The organism is uncultured Roseicyclus sp. (assembly GCF_937892565.1).
Lineage (GTDB): Bacteria > Pseudomonadota > Alphaproteobacteria > Rhodobacterales > Rhodobacteraceae > Roseicyclus.
Genome location: NZ_CALAHQ010000086.1, coordinates 1 through 19,647 on the forward strand (window position 1 = coordinate 1; position 19,647 = coordinate 19,647).

20 protein-coding genes are annotated in these 19,647 nt (G+C 63.0%); 15 read left to right on the plus strand and 5 right to left on the minus strand.

What is annotated here, in order from left to right; translation table 11 throughout:
- The 4 genes from Q0094_RS11935 to Q0094_RS11950 all read left to right on the plus strand — a co-directional run.
- A partial coding sequence (locus tag Q0094_RS11935) for an NUDIX domain-containing protein (RefSeq protein ID WP_297619750.1) occupies positions 1-816 on the plus strand: 816 nt, incomplete at its 5' end.
- Positions 817-878: 62 nt separating this feature from the next.
- A complete protein-coding gene (locus tag Q0094_RS11940) occupies positions 879-1,913 on the plus strand; it encodes a cysteine synthase A (RefSeq protein WP_297619753.1) in 1,035 nt (344 codons plus the stop codon).
- 35 nt (positions 1,914-1,948) lie between these two features.
- Positions 1,949-4,339 carry a DUF3772 domain-containing protein gene (locus Q0094_RS11945; RefSeq protein ID WP_297619755.1) on the plus strand — a complete coding sequence of 797 codons (2,391 nt, stop codon included), beginning with the start codon at positions 1,949-1,951 and terminating at the stop codon, positions 4,337-4,339.
- On the plus strand, positions 4,336-5,052 hold the full coding sequence (locus Q0094_RS11950; protein WP_297619758.1) for an alanyl-tRNA editing protein: 717 nt from the start codon (positions 4,336-4,338) through the stop codon (positions 5,050-5,052). Before Q0094_RS11945 ends, Q0094_RS11950 begins: the two co-directional genes overlap by 4 nt.
- Positions 5,053-5,255: 203 nt before the next feature.
- On the opposite strand, the gene Q0094_RS11955 is transcribed toward Q0094_RS11950, so the two are convergent.
- Complete coding sequence (locus tag Q0094_RS11955; protein ID WP_297619761.1) at positions 5,256-5,636, minus strand: hypothetical protein; 381 nt, start codon at positions 5,634-5,636, stop codon at positions 5,256-5,258.
- A gap of 659 nt (positions 5,637-6,295) precedes the next feature.
- Complete coding sequence (locus tag Q0094_RS11960; protein WP_297619848.1) at positions 6,296-6,877, minus strand: VOC family protein; 582 nt, start codon at positions 6,875-6,877, stop codon at positions 6,296-6,298.
- Positions 6,878-7,121: 244 nt separating this feature from the next.
- On the opposite strand from Q0094_RS11960, the gene Q0094_RS11965 reads away from it, so the two are divergent.
- The 5 genes from Q0094_RS11965 to Q0094_RS11985 all read left to right on the plus strand — a co-directional run bounded on the left by Q0094_RS11965 (position 7,122) and on the right by Q0094_RS11985 (position 12,535).
- The gene (locus tag Q0094_RS11965) at positions 7,122-8,438 is read left to right on the plus strand and encodes an FAD/NAD(P)-binding oxidoreductase (RefSeq protein ID WP_297619764.1); all 1,317 of its coding nucleotides are present in this window, start codon (positions 7,122-7,124) and stop codon (positions 8,436-8,438) included.
- Between the two features lie 23 nt (positions 8,439-8,461).
- A complete protein-coding gene (locus Q0094_RS11970; protein WP_297619767.1) occupies positions 8,462-8,830 on the plus strand; it encodes a DUF5368 domain-containing protein in 369 nt (122 codons plus the stop codon).
- A gap of 157 nt (positions 8,831-8,987) precedes the next feature.
- The gene (locus Q0094_RS11975) at positions 8,988-10,319 is read left to right on the plus strand and encodes a UDP-glucose/GDP-mannose dehydrogenase family protein (protein ID WP_297619770.1); all 1,332 of its coding nucleotides are present in this window, start codon (positions 8,988-8,990) and stop codon (positions 10,317-10,319) included.
- Positions 10,320-10,519: 200 nt separating this feature from the next.
- Positions 10,520-11,845 carry a trigger factor gene (gene tig / locus Q0094_RS11980; protein ID WP_297619773.1) on the plus strand — a complete coding sequence of 442 codons (1,326 nt, stop codon included), beginning with the start codon at positions 10,520-10,522 and terminating at the stop codon, positions 11,843-11,845.
- A 228-nt stretch (positions 11,846-12,073) separates the two neighbouring features.
- Positions 12,074-12,535 carry a hypothetical protein gene (locus tag Q0094_RS11985; RefSeq protein WP_297619776.1) on the plus strand — a complete coding sequence of 154 codons (462 nt, stop codon included), beginning with the start codon at positions 12,074-12,076 and terminating at the stop codon, positions 12,533-12,535.
- Positions 12,536-12,697: 162 nt separating this feature from the next.
- On the opposite strand, the gene rplI is transcribed toward Q0094_RS11985, so the two are convergent.
- From rplI to rpsF, 3 genes are read right to left on the minus strand one after another with little or no spacing between them, the layout of a single operon-like run.
- Positions 12,698-13,291 (minus strand): 50S ribosomal protein L9, encoded by a 594-nt coding sequence (gene rplI, locus Q0094_RS11990; protein ID WP_297619779.1) that lies wholly within the window; start codon positions 13,289-13,291, stop codon positions 12,698-12,700.
- Positions 13,292-13,302: 11 nt separating this feature from the next.
- Complete coding sequence (gene rpsR / locus Q0094_RS11995; protein WP_297619784.1) at positions 13,303-13,530, minus strand: 30S ribosomal protein S18; 228 nt, start codon at positions 13,528-13,530, stop codon at positions 13,303-13,305.
- A 17-nt stretch (positions 13,531-13,547) separates the two neighbouring features.
- Positions 13,548-13,988, minus strand: a complete 441-nt coding sequence (gene rpsF / locus Q0094_RS12000; protein WP_297619786.1) for a 30S ribosomal protein S6 — start codon at positions 13,986-13,988, stop codon at positions 13,548-13,550.
- A gap of 324 nt (positions 13,989-14,312) precedes the next feature.
- On the opposite strand from rpsF, the gene fabD reads away from it, so the two are divergent.
- The 6 genes from fabD to mltG all read left to right on the plus strand — a co-directional run bounded on the left by fabD (position 14,313) and on the right by mltG (position 19,601).
- Positions 14,313-15,257 carry an ACP S-malonyltransferase gene (gene fabD / locus Q0094_RS12005; protein WP_297619789.1) on the plus strand — a complete coding sequence of 315 codons (945 nt, stop codon included), beginning with the start codon at positions 14,313-14,315 and terminating at the stop codon, positions 15,255-15,257.
- Positions 15,250-15,825, plus strand: coding sequence for a hypothetical protein (locus tag Q0094_RS12010; RefSeq protein ID WP_297619791.1), 576 nt, complete (start codon positions 15,250-15,252; stop codon positions 15,823-15,825). The genes fabD and Q0094_RS12010 overlap by 8 nt, the downstream gene beginning before the upstream one ends.
- 21 nt (positions 15,826-15,846) lie before the next feature.
- Positions 15,847-16,584: a 3-oxoacyl-[acyl-carrier-protein] reductase gene (gene fabG, locus Q0094_RS12015; RefSeq protein ID WP_297619794.1), complete on the plus strand. Its 738-nt coding sequence runs from the start codon at positions 15,847-15,849 to the stop codon at positions 16,582-16,584.
- A gap of 196 nt (positions 16,585-16,780) precedes the next feature.
- Positions 16,781-17,014 (plus strand): acyl carrier protein, encoded by a 234-nt coding sequence (locus tag Q0094_RS12020; RefSeq protein WP_168624685.1) that lies wholly within the window; start codon positions 16,781-16,783, stop codon positions 17,012-17,014.
- Positions 17,015-17,173: 159 nt separating this feature from the next.
- The gene (gene fabF, locus Q0094_RS12025) at positions 17,174-18,430 is read left to right on the plus strand and encodes a beta-ketoacyl-ACP synthase II (protein WP_297619800.1); all 1,257 of its coding nucleotides are present in this window, start codon (positions 17,174-17,176) and stop codon (positions 18,428-18,430) included.
- A gap of 7 nt (positions 18,431-18,437) precedes the next feature.
- Positions 18,438-19,601 carry an endolytic transglycosylase MltG gene (gene mltG, locus Q0094_RS12030; RefSeq protein WP_297619803.1) on the plus strand — a complete coding sequence of 388 codons (1,164 nt, stop codon included), beginning with the start codon at positions 18,438-18,440 and terminating at the stop codon, positions 19,599-19,601.
- The last annotated feature ends 46 nt before the right edge of the window (positions 19,602-19,647 follow it).

A 19,647-nucleotide genomic window follows, 5' to 3' on the forward strand; every position in this document is an offset into this window, starting at 1 on the left:
GAAGCCGACGGCGCGTCCCATGAGCCATGGTCGCTGGCCGATTGGGTGCGCGATTGGGGCGAGCTGGAGGCGCTGAGTGCAACCGAGACGATGCGCCAATTGGACAGCGCCCCGCCCCATGAGGTTGCCCACCGCGTCTGGATGATTGCGGCGCGCGCGCAGGCGATGGTATCGGCCCGGCGCTGGCAGCGGCCCGGTCTGGTGGGTGTGAACCCCGCACGCGACGCCGTCGATCTGGTCGAACACCGTTTCCCCTACACCAGGTTTTTCACCGTCGAGGAATTCGCCTTGCGCCACCGCCGCTTTGACGGGGCGCTTTCGGCCGAGCATCACCGCGCCGTGTTCCGGGTGGCCGATGCGGTGACGGTTTTGCCTTATGATCCGGTGCGGGACCGGATCTTGCTGGTCGAGCAACTGCGCCTTGGGGCCTATGCGCATGGCGATGCGCGGCCATGGTTGTTGGAACCCATCGCGGGCATGATCGATGCGGGCGAGCCCCCCGAGGTTGCCGCGCGTCGCGAAACCGAGGAAGAGGCCGGGCTGCAGCTTGGCGCGCTTCATCAGGTGGCGCGCTATTACCCCAGCCCCGGCGGCTTGGCGCAGGTCTTGATCAGCTATGTTGCCATCGCCGATCTGCCCGATGACGTCACGGGCATCGCCGGGCACGAGGGCGAGGGAGAGGATATCTTGTCCCATCTGGTGGCGTGGGATCTGGCCTGCGAGATGCTGGCGGCGGGCGATATGGTCAACGCGCCGCTGGTCATTTCGATGCAGTGGTTGCAAATCCATCGCGACCGATTGCGCACATCGGGTTGAGCTTTCCGGGCGGCACGCTTATCCCTTGGCGATCAAGCCCCTGCATTGGCGGAGCCTCAAAGATGACCATCCATTCCGATCTGGCCGCCGCCATCGGCAATACCCCTCTGATCCGATTGCGCAAATTGAGCGCGCTGACGGGCTGTGAGATCCTGGGCAAGGCGGAATTCATGAACCCCGGCCAATCGGTCAAGGATCGCGCGGCGCTCTATATCATCCGCGACGCCGTGGCGCGCGGGTTGCTGGGGCCGGGCGGCACGATCGTGGAGGGCACGGCCGGCAATACCGGCATCGGTCTGGCGCTGGTGGGTGCCTCGATGGGCTATCGCACCGTGATCGTCATGCCCGACACCCAAAGCCAGGAGAAAAAGGACATGATCCGGCTTGCTGGTGCCCAGTTGATCGAGGTGCCGGCCGCGCCCTATCGCAACCCCAACAATTACGTCCGCTATTCGGGCCGTCTGGCCGAGGCGCTGGCAAAGACCGAACCCAATGGCGCGATCTGGGCCAACCAGTTCGACAATATCGCCAACCGTCAGGCCCATATCGAAATGACAGGCCCCGAGATCTGGGCCCAGACCGAGGGCCGGGTGGATGGGTTCATCTGTGCCGTGGGTTCGGGCGGAACGCTGGCGGGCGTTGCGGCGGCGTTGCAGCCCCTTGGCGTCAAGATCGGGCTGGCCGATCCCGATGGGGCGGCGCTTTACAATTTTTATACCTCGGGTGATCTGCGGGCCGAGGGATCCTCGATCACCGAGGGCATCGGGCAGGGACGCATCACCGCCAATCTGGAAGGCTTTGCCCCCGATTTCGCCTATAACATCCCCGATGCCGAGGCGTTGCCGATCGTTTTCGACACCTTGGCCGAGGAAGGCATCTGTCTGGGCGGATCGTCGGGGGTCAACATCGCAGGCGCCGTGCGCATGGCCCGCGAGATGGGGCCGGGCCACACCATCGTCACGATCTTGTGCGATTATGGAACGCGCTATCAATCCAAGCTCTACAACCCTGCGTTTTTGCGCGGCAAGGGATTGCCGGTCCCCGACTGGCTGGACCGCCCGCCCGCCGATATCCCCGAGGTCTATCAGAACGTATGATGCCCCGATTTTTTGTAGCCGCGCTGTTTGTTTTGGTGTTTACGCTGGCTCTGCCGCCATCGCTTGCGGTGGCTCAAGCCCCGCCCGTTGCCAATCCTGCGGCAACAGAAACCGGGGTGATCGATTATGCGGCATGGGAAACCGAAGCCGCCCGCGCCGAGAACCTGATCGATGCGGCGACGGCATCGACCTCGTTTCTGGAAAATCTCAGGGCCACGCTGGTGGTGTGGCGGGCGCGGTTCATGGCGTCCCAGAACGCAAATGCCGCGCGCATCGCCACGATCCAACGCCAGATCGACGCGCTGGGTCCGATCCCTGCCGAAGGGGAAACAGAGCCGCCAGCCATTGCGGAACGCCGTGTCGCGCTGGCCGCACAACTGGCCAGCGCACAGGTCCCACGCGTGACCGCGGTCGAGGCGTTCAACCGCGCCAATGGGCTGATTTCCGAACTGGACGCCATAGCGGCCGAGCGCAAGGCACGTGCCCTGCTGGAACGCGATCTGGCCCCCGTCAATCCGCTGAACTGGCCCCCCGCGCTGGCGGGGCTGGCCGATATTGTCCTGGCCATCCCGCAAGAGATTGTCGCGCGGATCGAAACCCACCGCAGCAGCGGCCAAAGCTTCTGGGATCGGCTGCCCTTTGCTGCGCTCTTGAGCCTGATCGGCCTGTTCTTGGTGCTGCGCAGCCGGTTCTTTGTCGGGCGCTGGACCGATCAACTCCAGCGTCAAGATGGGGCGCGGCGTGGGCGCGGGGTGCTGGCCTTTGCCATATCCTTGTTGCAGGTTCTGTTTCCCATCCTGGGATTGATGCTGCTGGGTGTGGCCATCGCATCGCTTGACCTGTCGGGCGAGGTTGGCCTTGCCTTGTTGGGGGCGGGCGTGTCCGCGCTTGTGTCGGTCTATCTTGCGCTGTGGCTGGCTGGTCGGCTGTTCCCCGCCAACCTCGAACTGGAAGCGGCCTTTGGGGTCGCGGCAGCGCTGCGCTTGCCTTTGCGGCGGGCCACGCTGCTGGCGGGGCTGTTCCTGGGGTTGGGCGAGGTGGCCGAAACCATCGCCGCGCAAGATGTGGTGCCGGAGGCCGCGCGCGGGGTCATCGTGTTGCCGGTCTATGTCGGTCTTGCGATGGCCTTTTTGTGGCTGACGCGGCTGTTGCGCCTGCATCGCCAGAACATGCTCGATGCCGCCGATGAGGGTGACGGCGGATTTGCCACGCGGATGATGCGTATCTTCGTATTGTCCGTGCGATTGGTGGCAATCTTGGGCACGGCGCTGGCTGCGGCGGGGTATCTGAACCTTGCCGAAGCGGTGATGCGGCCCACGGGGCTGACCTTGGGCCTGTTTGGGCTTTTGGTGGTCGTGCAAGGTCCGATCCGCGATATCTATGCGCTTTTGTCCGGTCAGACCCAAGATGAAGCGCGCCAAGCGCTTTTGCCCGTCTTGATCAACCTGTTGCTGGTGGTCGCGGCCTTGCCGCTTCTGGCGCTGATCTGGGGGATGCGGGCCGATCAGCTGTCGGAAACGATCAGCCGCTTTTTCGAAGGCTTCGATCTGGGCGGCACACGGATCACGCCGGCCATCATTCTGGCGGTGGTGTTGGTCTTTGCCATCGGCATGGTCGCCACGCGCATCTTGCAAAGCGCGCTGCGCAGCACGGTCTTGCCGCGCACCAAGCTTGATGTCGGCGCCCGCAACGCGGTCGTGTCGGGCATTGGCTATGTCGGCATCGCGCTGGCGGCGGTTATTGCCATCACGACGGCGGGGATCGACCTGACCGCTTTGGGCGTGGTTCTGGGTGCCTTGTCGGTGGGCATCGGTTTTGGTCTTCAGAATGTGGTCAACAACTTTGTCTCGGGCATCATCTTGTTGATCGAACGGCCGATTTCCGAGGGTGACTGGATCGAGGTGGGCCCCACCATGGGCATCGTCAAGTCGATCTCGGTGCGCTCCACCGTGATCGAGACCTTTGATCGGACCGATGTGATCGTGCCCAATGCCGATCTGATTGCGGGCACCGTCACCAACTGGACGCGCGGCAACACCATCGGTCGGGTGATCCTGACGGTGGGTGTGGCCTATGGCACCGACACGCGGCGGGTCGAAACGATCTTGCACGAGATCGCCCGATCTCATCCCGATGTGGCGCGTTTCCCCGAACCGGGTGTCGATTTCATGGGTTTTGGCGCCGACAGTCTTGAGTTTCGCATGCGCGTCATCTTGCGCGACATCAACAAGCTGGCGGCGGTGCGCACCGAATTGAACCACCGCATCGCCGAACGTTTCGTCGCCGAGGGTGTCGAAATTCCCTTTGCCCAGCGTGACATCTGGCTGCGCAACCCCGAGGCGCTGATGGCGCGCGGCACGCCACCCGATGCCAGTGTCGCCAAACCCCGCCGCCGGACCCCAAAAAAGGATGAGGCTGCATCATGACCGAACCGCTTTTTGTCGCGGAGCCCTATCGCAAATCCGCCACCGCGCGCGTGATCGCCCAGACCGACGAGGGCGGTTTGATCCTTGATCGCACGATTTTTTATGCGCGCGGGGGTGGTCAGCCCGGCGATAGCGGCACGCTGGATTGGGAAGGGGGGCGCATTGCCATCGCCACCACGATCAAGGGCGATGGGGGTGCCATCATCCTGGTTCCGGCCGAGCCGTGCATCCTGCCGCCCGTCGGGGCCGAAACGGAACATCGGCTCGATTGGCATCTGCGCTATGGTCACATGCGCATCCACACCGCCCTTCATCTGTTGTCGGTGGTGCTGCCCTATCCGGTCACGGGCGGCGCCATCGGCCATGACAAGGGCAGGCTGGATTTCGACATGCCCGACAGCCCCGATGATCCCGCCGTGATCGAAGGGCGGCTGAACGCCTTTGTCACCCGCGACCTGCCGGTCAGCGCGGATTGGATCAGCGAGGCAGAGCTCGATGCCAATCCGGGTCTGGTCAAGACCATGTCGGTGCAGCCCCCGCGCGGGGCAGGGCGTATTCGGTTGATCCGCATCGGTGCGGGCAGCACACAGGTCGATCTGCAACCCTGCGGTGGCACCCATGTCGCGCGCACGGGCGAAATCGGCAAGCTGGTCTTGGGCAAGATCGAGAAAAAGGGCCGCCTCAATCGCCGGGTCACCATCGCGCTGGCCTGACCGCCGCGGGGGGATGTCGTGCGGTCCGCCCGCACCGTCTTGCGGATTGCCCCCGGTCCGGCGGGCCAAGGGCCCCAGATCACACAGATGCGCAATCAGACATGACCATCGGCAAAGCGTGTGTCGGGGGGCGCAAGACCCCGATCGAGCCGACAGCGCCTTTGGCGCGTTTCAGGTTTTCCAGAAAGCATGGGCTGCAGTCTTCAGGTTGTTGGTGCAGGCGTCGGGGTGAAGCGGTTGAGGATGGGTCCGACGCGGCGCCAGAGCCTGTTGCGCGAGCACGTCGATGAGGAGGCCATCCCGTGCGTGAGCTTTTTCCCGGGACAATCTAACACTGAAGGCGCATTGATGCGGTCATGGCGCAGAGCCGCCTTGACCTTGGAGCTGTGCCACAGCCCGAAGGGGGCCGCCCCGGGCAGGCCACCGCCCTTGGGCGCCCAGCCCCGCAACGGGCCCATGTTGGTCTTTACCGGGATTTCATCACTGAAGACGGGCCGCGTCGTCTCAATGCGCCCCTGATGGCCTTGCCACTTGACGCGGTGGCGCTTCACATCGGGGCCAAAAACGCTTTGTACCGTGAGCATATCCAGGCGATCCCGGCGTCAGGCTGTGTGCCAATCGGGGAATGTTGGATGCAACCATCCTTGAAATTACTTTGCATTTCCTGAGTGATGGTTTTGGCATCCTGTGCGCCGCCAGGCCCCCTGTACCAGCTTGAAGGATTGTCCATTGCGGACCGAAGCGGGGTGGCTAATTCCCGTGTCTTACGCACCTCTCATCTTACTGGTCACACCATGTGGGACCAAAGCGATCCCGAAACGGGTGGCATGGCACTTAGCGTGAGGACCACGCTTCTGATGGGCGTGTCTTGCGGTGACATTGTGGAAACCAACGCCCAGTTGAGGGTTTATGAACAGTAGAAGACGAGCAGACCGGGGATTCTTTGCTATGCTTCCAAGGTGGCCCAAACACATGTCGTCCGGTGCTGTGGCGGCCGGGCGGGGCACGGAAATTCCGGCATCAAGATTGGGTAAATCTTGGTGACGCCCGCGAAGGTGACGCTTTCGTTTCAGCTCGCCGGCACCTCCCCTGTGTTGGTCCGGAACGAGGCTTCTACAACCCACAAAAGCTACGGAACATGGCAGGTTGGTCAGGAAAAACCGTCACCATGGTCACAGGCCCAGAGGAATCCTGCGTGCCGGTGCATGTGACGTCGGGCAGGTCGTTGGCCGTTGCTTTTGGGTCAATAGGGGTTCTTGGCGCTGCGGTCTTTTGACAAGGAGCCTTGGCTGCGGGACACCAGCATTTCGATCGCATCAGCCAGATGGATGCGGTCGATATGGTGATCCCCGCGGGCCACGCGGATCTTGTGGGCTTCGAGCATCACATCGGCGTGGCGGTGACCTTCGGGCGGTTCGAAGCGGTACGAGGCCAATTCGATCCTGAGCCCCAAGGGGTCGCGGAAATAGAGTGAATCCATGAACCCGCGATCCACCGGGCCGGAATGTTTGACCCCGCGTGCATCGAGCCGGGCGGCTACCTGCCAGAAACTTGCCTGACTGACGCTGAAGGCGATGTGGTGCAATGAGCCGACCCCTTCGGGGACTGCTTTTGCGTCGGGTTTGCGGGTTTCGTTGGTGAAGACCGTGATCAGCCGCCCATCGCCCGGGTCGAAATACACATGCCCCTCGCGCGGGTTGTCCAGATTGGGCTGGTCAAACACGAAGGGCATTCCCAGCACGCCTTCCCAAAAGTCGATGGAGCTTTGTCGGTCGGCCCCGATCAATGTGATGTGGTGGACGCCTTGTGTCTGGATCTTGCGCAATGCGGTCTCGGTCATGGGGCGGTCTCCGATAGGGTGCATGCCAGACCTAGCGCAATCAGCCGGGTGTGTCCCGTGCGTGGACGCACATCATCTGTTGGCGGGATCGGCCTGTCTGGGGGGGTGGCATTTGGGCCGCGTGCCGCCGTTGTGTCGCAGGGCGGTGTTGATTCAGATCAATCTGGAGGATCGAGGCTGAATGTAAACCTCTGGCCACAGGAACAGCGCCTGAGACGGGGAAACGCGCATGAAGCAGAGATTTCAGGGCAGCCGCAGGGCCTTTTTGGCCTTGGCCGCGGCCGGGGGGGCCGCGGCCGCAGTGCCCGCAGCCAAGGCGGCAGCGCCGACCGTCACAACGCGCGCAAGGATCGTGATCATCGGCGCGGGCGCAGCAGGCACGGCGATGGCCAACCGGCTGGTGCGGCGCTTGCAAGGCGCGCAGATCACCGTGATCGATCCACGCGCCGAGCATCTGTATCAGCCCGGCCTGTCCTTGGTGGCCGCGGGTTTGAAGCCGGCCTCCTATGTGGTCAGCCGCACCACCGATTGGTTGCCCGATGCCGTGTCTTTGGTGGCCGAACGGGTGGCGGCGGTCGATCCCTTGGCGCAGACGGTGGCCACGGAGGGCGGCGCCGTGCTGGAGTATGACTTTTTGATCGTGGCGCCGGGGCTGATCCTTGATCACGACGCCATCGAGGGGTTCAACCTTGATATGGTGGGACACAATGGCATCGGCGCGCTTTATGCCGGGCCGGAGCATGCCGCGCGCACATGGACCGCTGCCGCGCGCTTTGTCGAGACGGGCGGCCGGGCGGTTCTGACCCGGCCCGCGACCGAGATGAAATGCGCGGGCGCGCCGCTCAAGCATACCTTCCTGCTCGATGACCGCCTGCGCCGGGCGGGAAACCGGGGCAAGGCCGAACTGGCCTATATCGTGCCGCAGCGGGCGCTGTTCGGTGTGCCGATCGTGGCCGAAAAGGTCCGGATGCTTTATGCGGATCGCGGCGTTACGACGACCTATCAGCGCAGCTTGCGCAGCATAGATGCCGATCGCCGCGTGGCCAGTTTCAGCGATCCTGATGGGGGAATGCATGAAGAGGCCTATGATTACCTGCATGTGATCCCGCCCCAGCGCGCGCCCGAATTTGTGGTGCAGTCGGGCCTGTCATGGGCAGATCGCTGGACCGATCAGGGCTGGGTCGATTGCGACATGGCCACGCTGCGCCACAATCGCTACGACAACATCTGGGCCGTGGGTGATGTGGCGGGCGTGCCAAAGGGCAAGACGGCCGCATCGGTCAAATGGCAGGTGCCGGTGGTCGAGGATCATCTGGTGGCCGCCATCCAGGGCCGTCAGGGGACCGAGATCTTCAACGGCTACACCTCTTGCCCGCTGATCACGCGGATCGGGCGTGCGATGCTGGTGGAATTCGATTACAACGACAATCTCGTGCCGTCATTTCCTGGTCTGATTGCCCCGCTCGAAGAGTTGTGGATCAGCTGGTTGATGAAGGAGGTGGCGTTGAAGCCCACCTATAACGCGATGTTGCGCGGCGCGGCGTAAATGGGCCTCGAAGGAAAACGGACATGAAAGAGCTGACCCTTGAAACCTTGATCGCGGTTCTGGAAGAGATGTTTGGCACAGCCCTGTTCTGGGCCATGGTGGCGGCAGCGGCCTTGGTAACGGCGGCATGGGTCTATGTGCTGGTGCGCGACCGCGCGTTGGGGATGCGGCAATTCCTGATCGCGCAACTGTTCATGCCGGTTGGGGCCGTGTTGGCGGTATGGTTCGTGATGGTGATGACCCATTCGCGGCTGGCCGATATCGGTGGGCCTGTGGATGTCATCATTTTTCTGGGTGTGGCTGCCATGGGTGCCGAGGGGACCGCGATCGTGGTATATGTGATCGAGCGCATGTTTCGCCGACGCGCTGGCGATCGCCCAGTGGGGGTGTGATACCGTTATATTGCCTGCGGCGGGGCAAGCTTGATTGCCGCCAGTGACTTTCTGTGATTGTGAAGCCACTGTCGATGCGGGTCGTGCTTGCTCTGCCTGCGGCTTTGGGCAAGATCATCTGCAAATTTGGGTATATGCCAGCGATTGGACGATTTTCATGCGGATAGCGATGATCGGAACGGGGTATGTCGGGCTTGTGTCGGGTGTGTGTTTTTCCGATTTCGGGCATGATGTGATCTGCGTCGACAAGGATCCTGCGAAAATCGACAAGCTCAACCGGGGCCAGGTGCCGATCTTTGAGCCGGGGCTTGATCCGCTGATGGCGCGCAATGTGGATGCGGGCCGGCTGTCGTTTACCACCGATCTGCGGGCAGCGGTCGATGGGGCGGATGCGGTGTTCATCGCGGTGGGCACGCCCACGCGGCGCGGTGACGGGCATGCAGATCTGAGCTATGTCATGGCTGCGGCCGAGGATGTGGCGCATGCGCTGACGGGCTATGCGGTGATCGTGACCAAATCGACCGTGCCCGTTGGCACCAATGCCCGCGTCAAGCAGGTGGTGGCCAAGGCCAATCCCAAGGCGGAATTCGATGTCGCATCGAACCCCGAATTTCTGCGCGAAGGGGCGGCGATCGATGATTTCATGAAACCCGACCGCGTGGTTGTGGGCGCACAGACCGCACGCGCGGCCGATGTGTTGGCCGAAATCTATCGCCCGTTGTTCTTGCGGGATTTCCCGATCGTGATCACCGATCTGGAATCGGCCGAGATGATCAAATACGCCGCCAATGCCTTTCTTGCGACCAAGATCACCTTTATCAACGAGATCGCGGCGCTGTGCGAACGGGTGGGCGCCGATGTAAAGGAAGTGTCCAAGGGCATTGGGCTGGATGGGCGCATCGGCAACAAGTTCCTGCATGCGGGCCCGGGTTACGGCGGATCGTGCTTTCCCAAGGATACACAGGCGCTTGCCCGGATCGGGCAGGAACACGCCGTGCCGCAATCCATCGTGGAAACCGTGATCCGGGTGAATGACGGGGTAAAGACCCGCATGATCGAAAAGCTGCGCGATCTGTGCGACGGATCATTCAACGGCAAGACGATTGCCGTGCTGGGCGTTACCTTTAAGCCCAACACGGATGACATGCGCGATGCCCCCAGCCTGACCATCGTGCCAGCGCTGGTGGGAGGGGGGGCAAAGGTGCGGGTGGTCGACCCGCAAGGCCGGCGCGAAGGCGAGGCGCTGTTGCCCGGCGTGGTCTGGACCGATGACCCCTACAAGGCGGCGCAAAATGCCGATCTGGTCGTGATCTTGACAGAGTGGAACGAGTTCCGAGCCCTGGATCTCGGCAAGCTCGCCAAGAAAATGGCGCATCCCCGGATGGCCGATCTGCGCAACATCTATTCGCGGCGCGATGCCAAGCGGGCGGGGTTCGAGGCCTATGATTGCGTCGGACGGTCGGGGTTGACGGCACCTGCACCAGCGTGACGGGCCGCGATTGCGCCTTGCCGTTCGGTCCGATCACAAAGCCCGCCCGCAAGATCAGTGCGAAAGCGCCGGGGACGACCGGATTGGGCTTGCAGTGCCCCGCCACCGACCCTAGAAGAACGCAAATTTCTTGACGCCATTGGGGTGTTCCGGACCGCCAAAACGCGGCCCGGCCCACCCCCGACTTTCGTGAGGATGCGATGCAGATCACCGAGACCTTGGCCGAGGGCCTCAAGCGCGAATATCAGATCACCATCACCGGGACCGATCTGGAGGCGCGCGTCAACGACAAGCTGATCGAGGCGCAGCCTGAGATCGCCATGAAGGGCTTTCGCAAGGGCAAGGTGCCCATGGCGCTGCTGAAAAAGCAGTACGGCCCCCGTCTTTTGGGCGAAGCCATGCAAGATGCCGTCGATGGCGCGCTGCAAGACCATCTGACGACCTGTGGCGACCGGCCTGCGATGCAGCCGGCGGTCAAGATGGTCAATGAGAACTGGAAAGAGGGCGACGATATCATTGTGTCGGTTGCTTACGAAAAACTGCCCGAAATCCCGGGTGTGGATTACAAGGCGCTGAAACTCGAAAAGCTGGTGGCCAAGGCTGCCGATAGCGAAATCGACGAAGCGCTCAAGAACCTTGCCGCAAGCGCACAGAATTTCGACACGAAGAAAGGCAAGTCCGCCGATGGCGATCAGGTTGTGATCGACTTCGTCGGCAAGCTGGACGGCGAGGCTTTTGATGGCGGATCGGCCGAAGATTATCCGCTGGTACTGGGGTCGGGGTCGTTCATTCCCGGCTTTGAGGAACAGCTGGTCGGCGTCAAGAAAGGCGACGAAAAAGCCATCGATGTGACCTTTCCCGAGCAGTACGGCGCGGCCCATCTGGCCGGCAAGGCGGTGGTGTTCGATGTCACTGTGAAAGAGGTGCGCAAACCCGTCGCCGCCGAGATCGACGAGGAACTGGCCAAGAAATATGGCGCAGAAAGCCTTGAGGCGCTGAAAGGTCAGATCGCCGAGCGTATGGGCGTCGAGTATGCGGGCGCAGCGCGTCAGGTTCTCAAGCGCAAATTGCTCGATCAGCTGGATGCACAGGTGAGTTTCGCGTTGCCGCCAAGCCTTGTGGCAGCCGAAGCGGGCCAGATTGCCCACCAGCTGTGGCACGAAGAAAACCCCGATGTGCATGGCCATGATCACGCCGAGATCACGCCAAGCGAAGAGCATCTGAAGCTGGCTGAACGCCGCGTGAAGCTGGGCCTGTTGCTTGCTGAGCTGGGCCAGAAGAACGAAGTCAAGGTGACTGATGCCGAGATGACGCAAGCGATCATGATGCAAGCGCGCCAGTATCCGGGTCAGGAGCGCGCTTTTTTCGAATTCATCCAGCAAAATCAAGCGGCTCAGCAACAGATCCGCGCGCCGCTGTTCGAGGATAAGGTTATCGATTTCATTGTGGAATTGGCCGACGTCACCGAAAAATCCATCGGCAAGGATGAATTGAAAGCCGCAGTGGACGCGCTCGAAGTCGAATGATCCCGGCCCCTTTGGGCAAGACCTTAAGGGCGGTCCCGTGGGGCCGCCCTTTTTCTTTGGCAGGTTCCCCCGATGGTCCCAAGACGCGCGGCGCTTGCGGTGGGGATGGCGATGTCTGGGATCACGCGTCAACGCGGATCATGCAGGCCCGCCCATGGCCACCGCCGCAGCTTGCCGGGCATGCGAGGGCTTTGTGATTTGTTAATCGTCTTGCTGCAGGCTGTGGATATGACCCGCGCCGCCATCCTTGTTTGCATGTTCTTGGGGTTTGCACCGACCGGTGTGGCCTTGGCCTGTCCTGATGGTGACGCCATGGCGGCGGAACAGTATCGCTTTACAGGGCGCAATCTTTGGTCACCGGAACGGTTCCGCGTGGAGGCGGGGGGGCACATTGCCCTGACGGATTGTGGCGCCATGGGCTGGGGCTATGTGCGTCAGGCGCCCGATATGGTCTTTGATCTGACGCGCATGCGGCGGTATCGGCGGCTGCATCTGCGGTCATATGCCGAGTGCGACACGGTCTTGTTGTTGCGTGATCCGTCCGGGCAATGGTTTTTCGACGATGACAGCGGGGTGGGGCGCACCGCGTCGCTGAGCCTGTCCGACCCGTTGGATGGGTCATATGCCGTCTGGGTCGGGTCCTATCGGCCCGAAGGCTGCGAGGCGCAACTGACACTTGAATCCTTTTAGCCTCATGAGCGCTGCTCATCCCAAGCTGGCCACAGGTCACAGACCGGCGCAGCGCGTGCTGATCTTGTGGCCAAGGCCCTTGTCGTGCTGACAAGACAAGGGCCGCATCCGAGGATGCGGCCCATGATTTTCAACAGCCACGCCAATATGGCCGCGGGTTATTCACGCCTTGGAGGCGGCGCCTTCGTCGTCGTCGGAGGCAGCACCGCCGATATCGTCAAAGAGTTCGGCGATCTCGAATTCTGCGGCAGCTTCCTGTTCGGCGGCAAGTTCCTGAATGGTCTTGCCAGCGGCCTGAAGCTCGGCTTCCTGGACCGAGCGTGCCACGTTCAGGACGATATCAAGCGTCACCTCGGGGTGCAGCACCACACGAACAGTGTGCAGGCCAAGTTCCTTGATCGGGCGCAGCAATTGAACTTGCTGGCGATCGATCGAGATGCCGGCCGCAGTCGAGGCTTCGGCCGCGTCACGGGTGGTGACAGAGCCATAAAGCGCGCCGGCGTCGGAGGCAGAGCGGATGATGACGAAACGCTGACCATTGAGACGGGCGGCCAGCTGTTCGGCTTCTTTCCGGGTTTCCAGATTGCGGGCTTCGAGGTGCGCCTTTTGCGCCTCGTAGGCCTTGCGGTTCGCATCATTGGCGCGCAGCGCTTTTTTCTGGGGCAGCAGATAGTTGCGGGCGTATCCGTCCTTGACGTTCACGACCTCGCCCATCTGGCCCAGTTTGGCCACGCGTTCGAGCAAGATGACTTCCATCGGGCGTCTCCTTACTTCACGGAATAGGGCAGCAGGGCGAGGAACCGGGCGCGCTTGATCGCGATTGCGAGCTTACGCTGGTTCTTTGCACTGACCGCGGTGATGCGGGAGGGGACGATCTTGCCGCGCTCGGAGATGTAGCGCTGAAGCAGGCGCACATCCTTGTAATCGATGCTGGGCGCGCCTTCGCCCTCGAAGGGGTCGGATTTGCGGCGGCGGAAAAACGGTTTTGATGCCATGATCTAATTCCTTCCTCTCAGCGACGTTCGCGGCGTTCGCCGCGGTCGCCACGATCACCCCGGTCGCCACGATCACCGCGGTCGCCACGATCGGGCCGGTCGCCACGATCGAAACGATCACCGCGCTCACGGTCGTCGCGCTTTTGCATCTGAGCCGAGGGGCCTTCTTCATGGGCGTCGACCTTTACGGTCATCACGCGCATCACGTCTTCGTGCAGGCGCATCAGACGTTCCATTTCCTGCACGGCGGCCGGGGGCGCGTCGGTGCGGAAATAGGCGTAATGGCCCTTGCGGTTCTTGTTGATCTTGTAGGCCATGGTCTTGAGACCCCAGTATTCGGTCTCGACCATGTTGCCGCCATTGTCCTTGAGGACGGTGCCGAAATGCTCGACCAGCCCTTCGGCTTGCGCGCCGGAGAGATCCTGGCGTGCAATCATCACATGCTCATAGAGAGGCATGGAAACTCCAGTTCTGTTGCGGGCGCCTTTCAAAGGCCGGGGTGTTCCATCTTCGCCCCCCGGGCCACGAGGGAATGCGCCGTTCATCAAATCCATGGCGAAGACCCGTGGGCCATACACCGGGGCGCGTGCGCTGGCAAGCCCGCCCGGTCTTGCCAACAGGTCGGAAAAGCCGCTTTATCCGGGTGTCTCGGCGGTGGGGTGCGGCCACGCTTTTGGCCCGGGCACACAGGCACGGACGATCCCGGCGTGCCATCGACGCGTTGCGCAAGATGCGTGCTTGCGCTAGCCCATGGCACACACGAGCACGATGAGGGATACCGCATGACACGAGCCTTTCTGTTTCCCGGGCAGGGCGCGCAGACCATCGGCATGGGGCGCGATCTGGCCGAGGCCTATCCGCAAGCGCGCGCCGTCTTTGCAGAGGTGGATGAGGCGCTGGGCGAACATCTGTCGGCCCTGATCTGGGAGGGCGAGCAAGACGCGCTGACCCTGACGCGCAACGCACAGCCCGCGCTGATGGCGACATCCATGGCCGTGATGGCGGCGCTCGAGGCCGAGGGGGTCGAGGTGACGCAGGCGGCCTATGTCGCGGGCCACAGTCTTGGGGAATATTCGGCGCTGGCGGCGGCGGGGGCGTTGGGGCTTGGCGATGCGGCGCGGCTGTTGCGGTTGCGAGGCGAGGCCATGCAGGCGGCGGTGCCAGCAGGTCAAGGCGCGATGGCGGCTGTGCTGGGGCTGGATTTCGACAGCGTGGCCGCAGTGGCGGCCGAAGCAGCCGAGGATCAGGTTTGTGCCGCGGCAAATGACAATGATCCTGCGCAGGTCGTGATCTCGGGCCATGAGGCGGCGGTGCTGCGTGCGGTGGATCTTGCCAAGGCGAAGGGTGCCAAACGTGCGATCTTGTTGCCGGTATCGGCCCCGTTTCATTGCGCCTTGATGGCACCCGCAGCCGAGGTGATGGCCGAGGCCCTGGCTGTCGTCAGGCTGCGCGCCCCGCGCGTGCCGCTGGTCGGCAATGTCACCGCCACGGCCGAGACAGACCCGCAGGCAATTGCGCAGCGACTGGTCGAGCAGGTGACAGGGCGTGTTCGCTGGCGCGAAAGCATCGGCTGGATGGTGGCACAGGGCGTGACCGAGACATGGGAGATCGGCGCAGGCAAGGCGCTGAGCGGGATGGTCAAGCGGATCGACCGGGCGGTCGAAACCCGCAGTGCGGCCACCGCCGCCGAGGTGCGCGCCTTGGCCGAGATGCTGGCCGATGGCTAGGCGGCTTGGGATGATCGCGGTGGTCGCGCTTGCGGTGGGGTTGGGCGGCTTTGGGTTGATCCGGCTGGCGGGTGCGGGGGCGACGGAGTTCCGGCTGGAGGGTGCGGTCTTGCATGTCGCGGGCCCCTTGAATGGGGCTGCGGCGGATCGGATGCAACGGCTTTTCGAGGAACATCCCGGGCTTGAGGTGGTGGCGCTGGGGGATTTGCCGGGGGCCGATGACGTGGTCTGGGCGGCGGGAATGGGGCGGTTGATCCGGGCGGCCGGACTTGAGACGCGTGCGGTCGGCCCGGTGGTGAATGATGCGATATTGCTCTATCTGGGCGGGGTGAGACGCGTTGTGGAGGGCGGTGCGTTGGTGCTGCACAGCGATGCGGTGCAGCGTCAGCGGGGCATCGCCGTGGATGCCAGCGTCGCCGCACAGGCCGATCGGCAGCAGTTTGTGGCCGCGATGCTGGGCGATGGGCGCTTTGCCGATTTCATGGCCGCGACCCGCGCCGCACGCGAGAGCTATCAATTGACCGCCGAGGATATGGCGCGGTTTGGTCTGCAGACGCAGGCACAATAGGCAAGACGAAAGGGGGCGATCATGTTCGATCTGACAGGGAAATCGGCGCTGGTGACGGGCGCATCGGGCGGGATCGGGGCCGATATCGCCCGTGCTTTGCACAGCGCAGGCGCTCAGGTCGCGCTGTCTGGCACGCGCGAGGCGCCGCTTTCGGCGCTGGCGGCGGAATTGGGCGGGCGGGTGCATGTGCTGCCGTGCAATCTGGGCGATGCCGTGGCGGTCGAGGCGCTGCCCAAGCAAGCGGTCGCGGCAATGGGGGCGGTCGACATTCTGGTCAACAATGCCGGGATCACGCGTGACAACCTGTTCATGCGGATGTCGGATGAGGAGTGGTCAGAGGTTATCGAGATCAATCTGACATCCACCATGCGGCTGTGCCGGGGGGTGTTGCGGGGCATGATGAAGGCCCGTTGGGGCCGCATCGTCAACATCTCGTCCGTGGTGGGCGCCACCGGCAACCCGGGGCAGGGCAACTATGCTGCGTCAAAGGCCGGAATGGTGGGCATGTCGAAAAGCCTGGCCTATGAGGTGGCCAGTCGGGGCATCACGGTCAATTGCATCGCGCCGGGCTTTATCGAAACGGCGATGACCGACAAGCTGACCGAGGACCAGAAGGGCAAGATCTTGGCGCAAATTCCCGCGGGGCGCATGGGGCATGCCGCCGAAATTGCGGCCGCGGCCCTGTATCTGGCCAGCGCAGAGGCGGGTTATGTCACCGGAACCACGCTCCATGTGAATGGTGGCATGGCAATGCTGTGACCCGTGGAACCAAGATGACGCGAAGGCAGTTGCCTTCGTTTGGTTCTATGTTATAGGCGGCAAAGATTTGCCGAGACCCCCAAGGTTATTGGCAGGGAAGGGCGTTGCCATAGCGGGCGCCCGGTGAGCGGCCCGAAAGGCACAATGAAACGAAGGCGCCGAAAGACGAGCGGCGCCGCAACGAACGAGGAAGAAGATGAGCGACATCGCAGAGCGCGTTAAGAAGATCGTGGTCGAGCACCTGAGCGTCGAAGAAGACAAGGTGACGGAAAACGCGTCGTTCATCGACGACCTTGGCGCCGACAGCCTTGATACGGTTGAGCTGGTCATGGCCTTTGAAGAAGAGTTCGGCATCGAGATTCCCGATGACGCAGCCGAGACGATCCAGACCTTTGGCGATGCGGTCAAGTTCATCGAAGGCGCACAATAAGCGCATTGCTGAACGTGGTGTTCGGGCGGCCCTTGCAGCGATGCAGGGGCCGTTTCACATTTTCCGGTGGAATGGCGCCCCGGCGAGGGATTGCGCCCGGGGGGCCGCGCGCGGTATCAGGTCGCGACAGTCCGAACTTTGACAAAAAGGGCGAATGGCATGCGTCGAGTGGTTGTGACGGGGTTGGGGCTGGTGACGCCGCTGGCATCGGGCGTCGAAAAGACGTGGGAGCGGCTGGTGGCGGGGCAGTCGGGCGCGGGGCCGATCACGCGCTTTGACACGACCGGCCATGCGACCACCTATGCCTGCGAGGTGCCCAGGGGCGATGGCAGCAACGGCACCTTCAATCCCGATGACTGGATGGAGCCAAAGGACCAGCGCAAGGTCGATGATTTCATCTTGTATGGTATGGCCGCTGCCGTGCAGGCGGTCGAGGATTCGGGCTGGATGCCCAAGGATACCGAAAGCCTTGAGCGCACGGGTGTGCTGATCGGATCGGGTATAGGTGGTTTGTCGTCTATTGCCGACACCTCCATCACGCTGAAGGAAAAGGGCCCGCGCCGGGTGTCGCCGTTTTTTGTGCCGGGCGCGTTGATCAATCTGATCTCGGGGCAGGTTTCGATCCGCTACGGGTTCAAGGGGCCCAACCATGCGGTGGTCACGGCCTGTTCGACAGGTGCGCATGCCATCGGGGATGCCGCGCGGCTGATCCAATGGGGCGATGCCGAGGTCATGGTGGCCGGGGGCGCGGAAAGCCCGATTTGCGCGATCGGGATCGCGGGTTTCAATGCGTGCAAGGCCTTGTCGACCAAGCGCGGCCATGAGCCGGAGAAAGCCAGCCGCCCGTGGGACGCCGACAGCGATGGCTTCGTCATGGGCGAGGGCGCGGGCGTCGTCGTGTTGGAGGAATATGAACACGCCAAGGCCCGCGGCGCCAAGATCTATGCAGAGATTCTTGGTTACGGGCTGTCTGGCGATGCCTACCACATCACCGCGCCGCCCCCCGATCACGAAGGGGCCGAGCGCGCCATGCGGGCCGCGCTGAAGCGTGCGGGGCTGGCGCCATCGGCGATCGATTACGTCAACGCGCATGGCACATCGACCATGGCCGATACGATCGAACTGGGTGCGGTGGAGCGGTTGATGGGCGATCACGCGGCCAAGGTGCTGATGTCGTCGACCAAATCGGCCACCGGGCATCTGTTGGGCGCGGCCGGTGCGATCGAGGCGATTTTCGCGATGCTGGCCATTCGTGACCAGATCGCGCCGCCGACCATCAATCTGGACAATCCAGCGGCCGAAACAGCCATCAACCTGTGCGCCAATGCGGCGCAAAGGGCGGTGATCAATGTGGTGCAGTCCAATTCCTTTGGCTTTGGCGGCACCAATGCCTGTCTGATCATGGGGCGGGTGTAACGTTCGCATGTGGAGAAGTGTTGCCGCCAATGGGATGAGTTTTCTGATCCTTGCCCTGATCGCGCTGGCCGGGGCCATCGCGTGGGGGCAGCGGGAATTTCGGGCGCAAGGTCCCTTGACGGACGCGGTGTTTTTCGAGGTGCCGCGGGGGGCCTCGCTCAGGCGGGTGTCGGAGGATCTTGAGGCGGCGGGCATTGTCACATCCGCCATGCTGTTTCGCCTGGGGGCGGATTATGCCGAGATGTCGGGCGCGTTGCGCTTTGGCAATTACGAGATCCCGCCGGGCGCATCGATGGAGCAGGTGCTGGCCATCGTGACCACCGGCGGTCCGTCGAGTTTCCGCTACACGGCGACCTATGTGCTGCGGCTCGAGGGCACGGGCGAGCTGCGTTTGCGCGAGCGGGTCCCCGGCACGGACGAGGTCGTTGCGCTGGCTGATTTCGCCTATGAGGACGGCGTTCCCGAGGTCTATTCTGCGCTGGTCGCGGATGGGACGCCGATTGCCTATCGCGTGTCGGTGCCCGAGGGCCTGACCAGCTGGCAGATCGTCGAAGGCTTGCGCGCGGCCGATTTCTTGTCGGGTGAGATTGCCGAAGTGCCGCCGGAGGGTGTGCTTGCGCCCGACACCTTCGAGGTGCGGCGCGGGCAGGACCGTCAGGAGATCATCGACAAGATGCTGGCCACCCAGCAAGACATCCTTGTGGCGGCTTGGGCCGGCAGGCAAGATGGGCTGCCGCTTGCCGATGCGCAGGAGGCGCTGATCTTGGCTTCGATCATCGAGAAAGAGACCAGCGTGGCCGAAGAGCGGCGGTTGGTATCGAGTGTGTTCATCAATCGGCTCAACCAGGGAATCCGGCTGCAGACCGACCCTACGGTGATCTATGGAATCACCGAAGGTCGGGGTGTTTTGGGCCGGGGGATTCGTGCCAGCGAGCTGCGCGCCGAGACGCCATGGAACACCTATGTGATTGATGGTCTGCCGCCGACACCCATTGCCAACCCCGGACGCGCGGCCATCGAGGCCGCGGTGAACCCCGAGGACACGCCGCTGATCTTTTTTGTGGCGGATGGGACAGGCGGTCACGCTTTTGCGGAAACCCTTGAGGAACATAACAGAAATGTCGCACGCTGGCGGCAGATCGAAGCCGAGCGCGAGGCGGCCGGGCAGTGATCAGCCCCTTGGGTTAAGGATGTGTATACGGCAAAGATTTCATTAA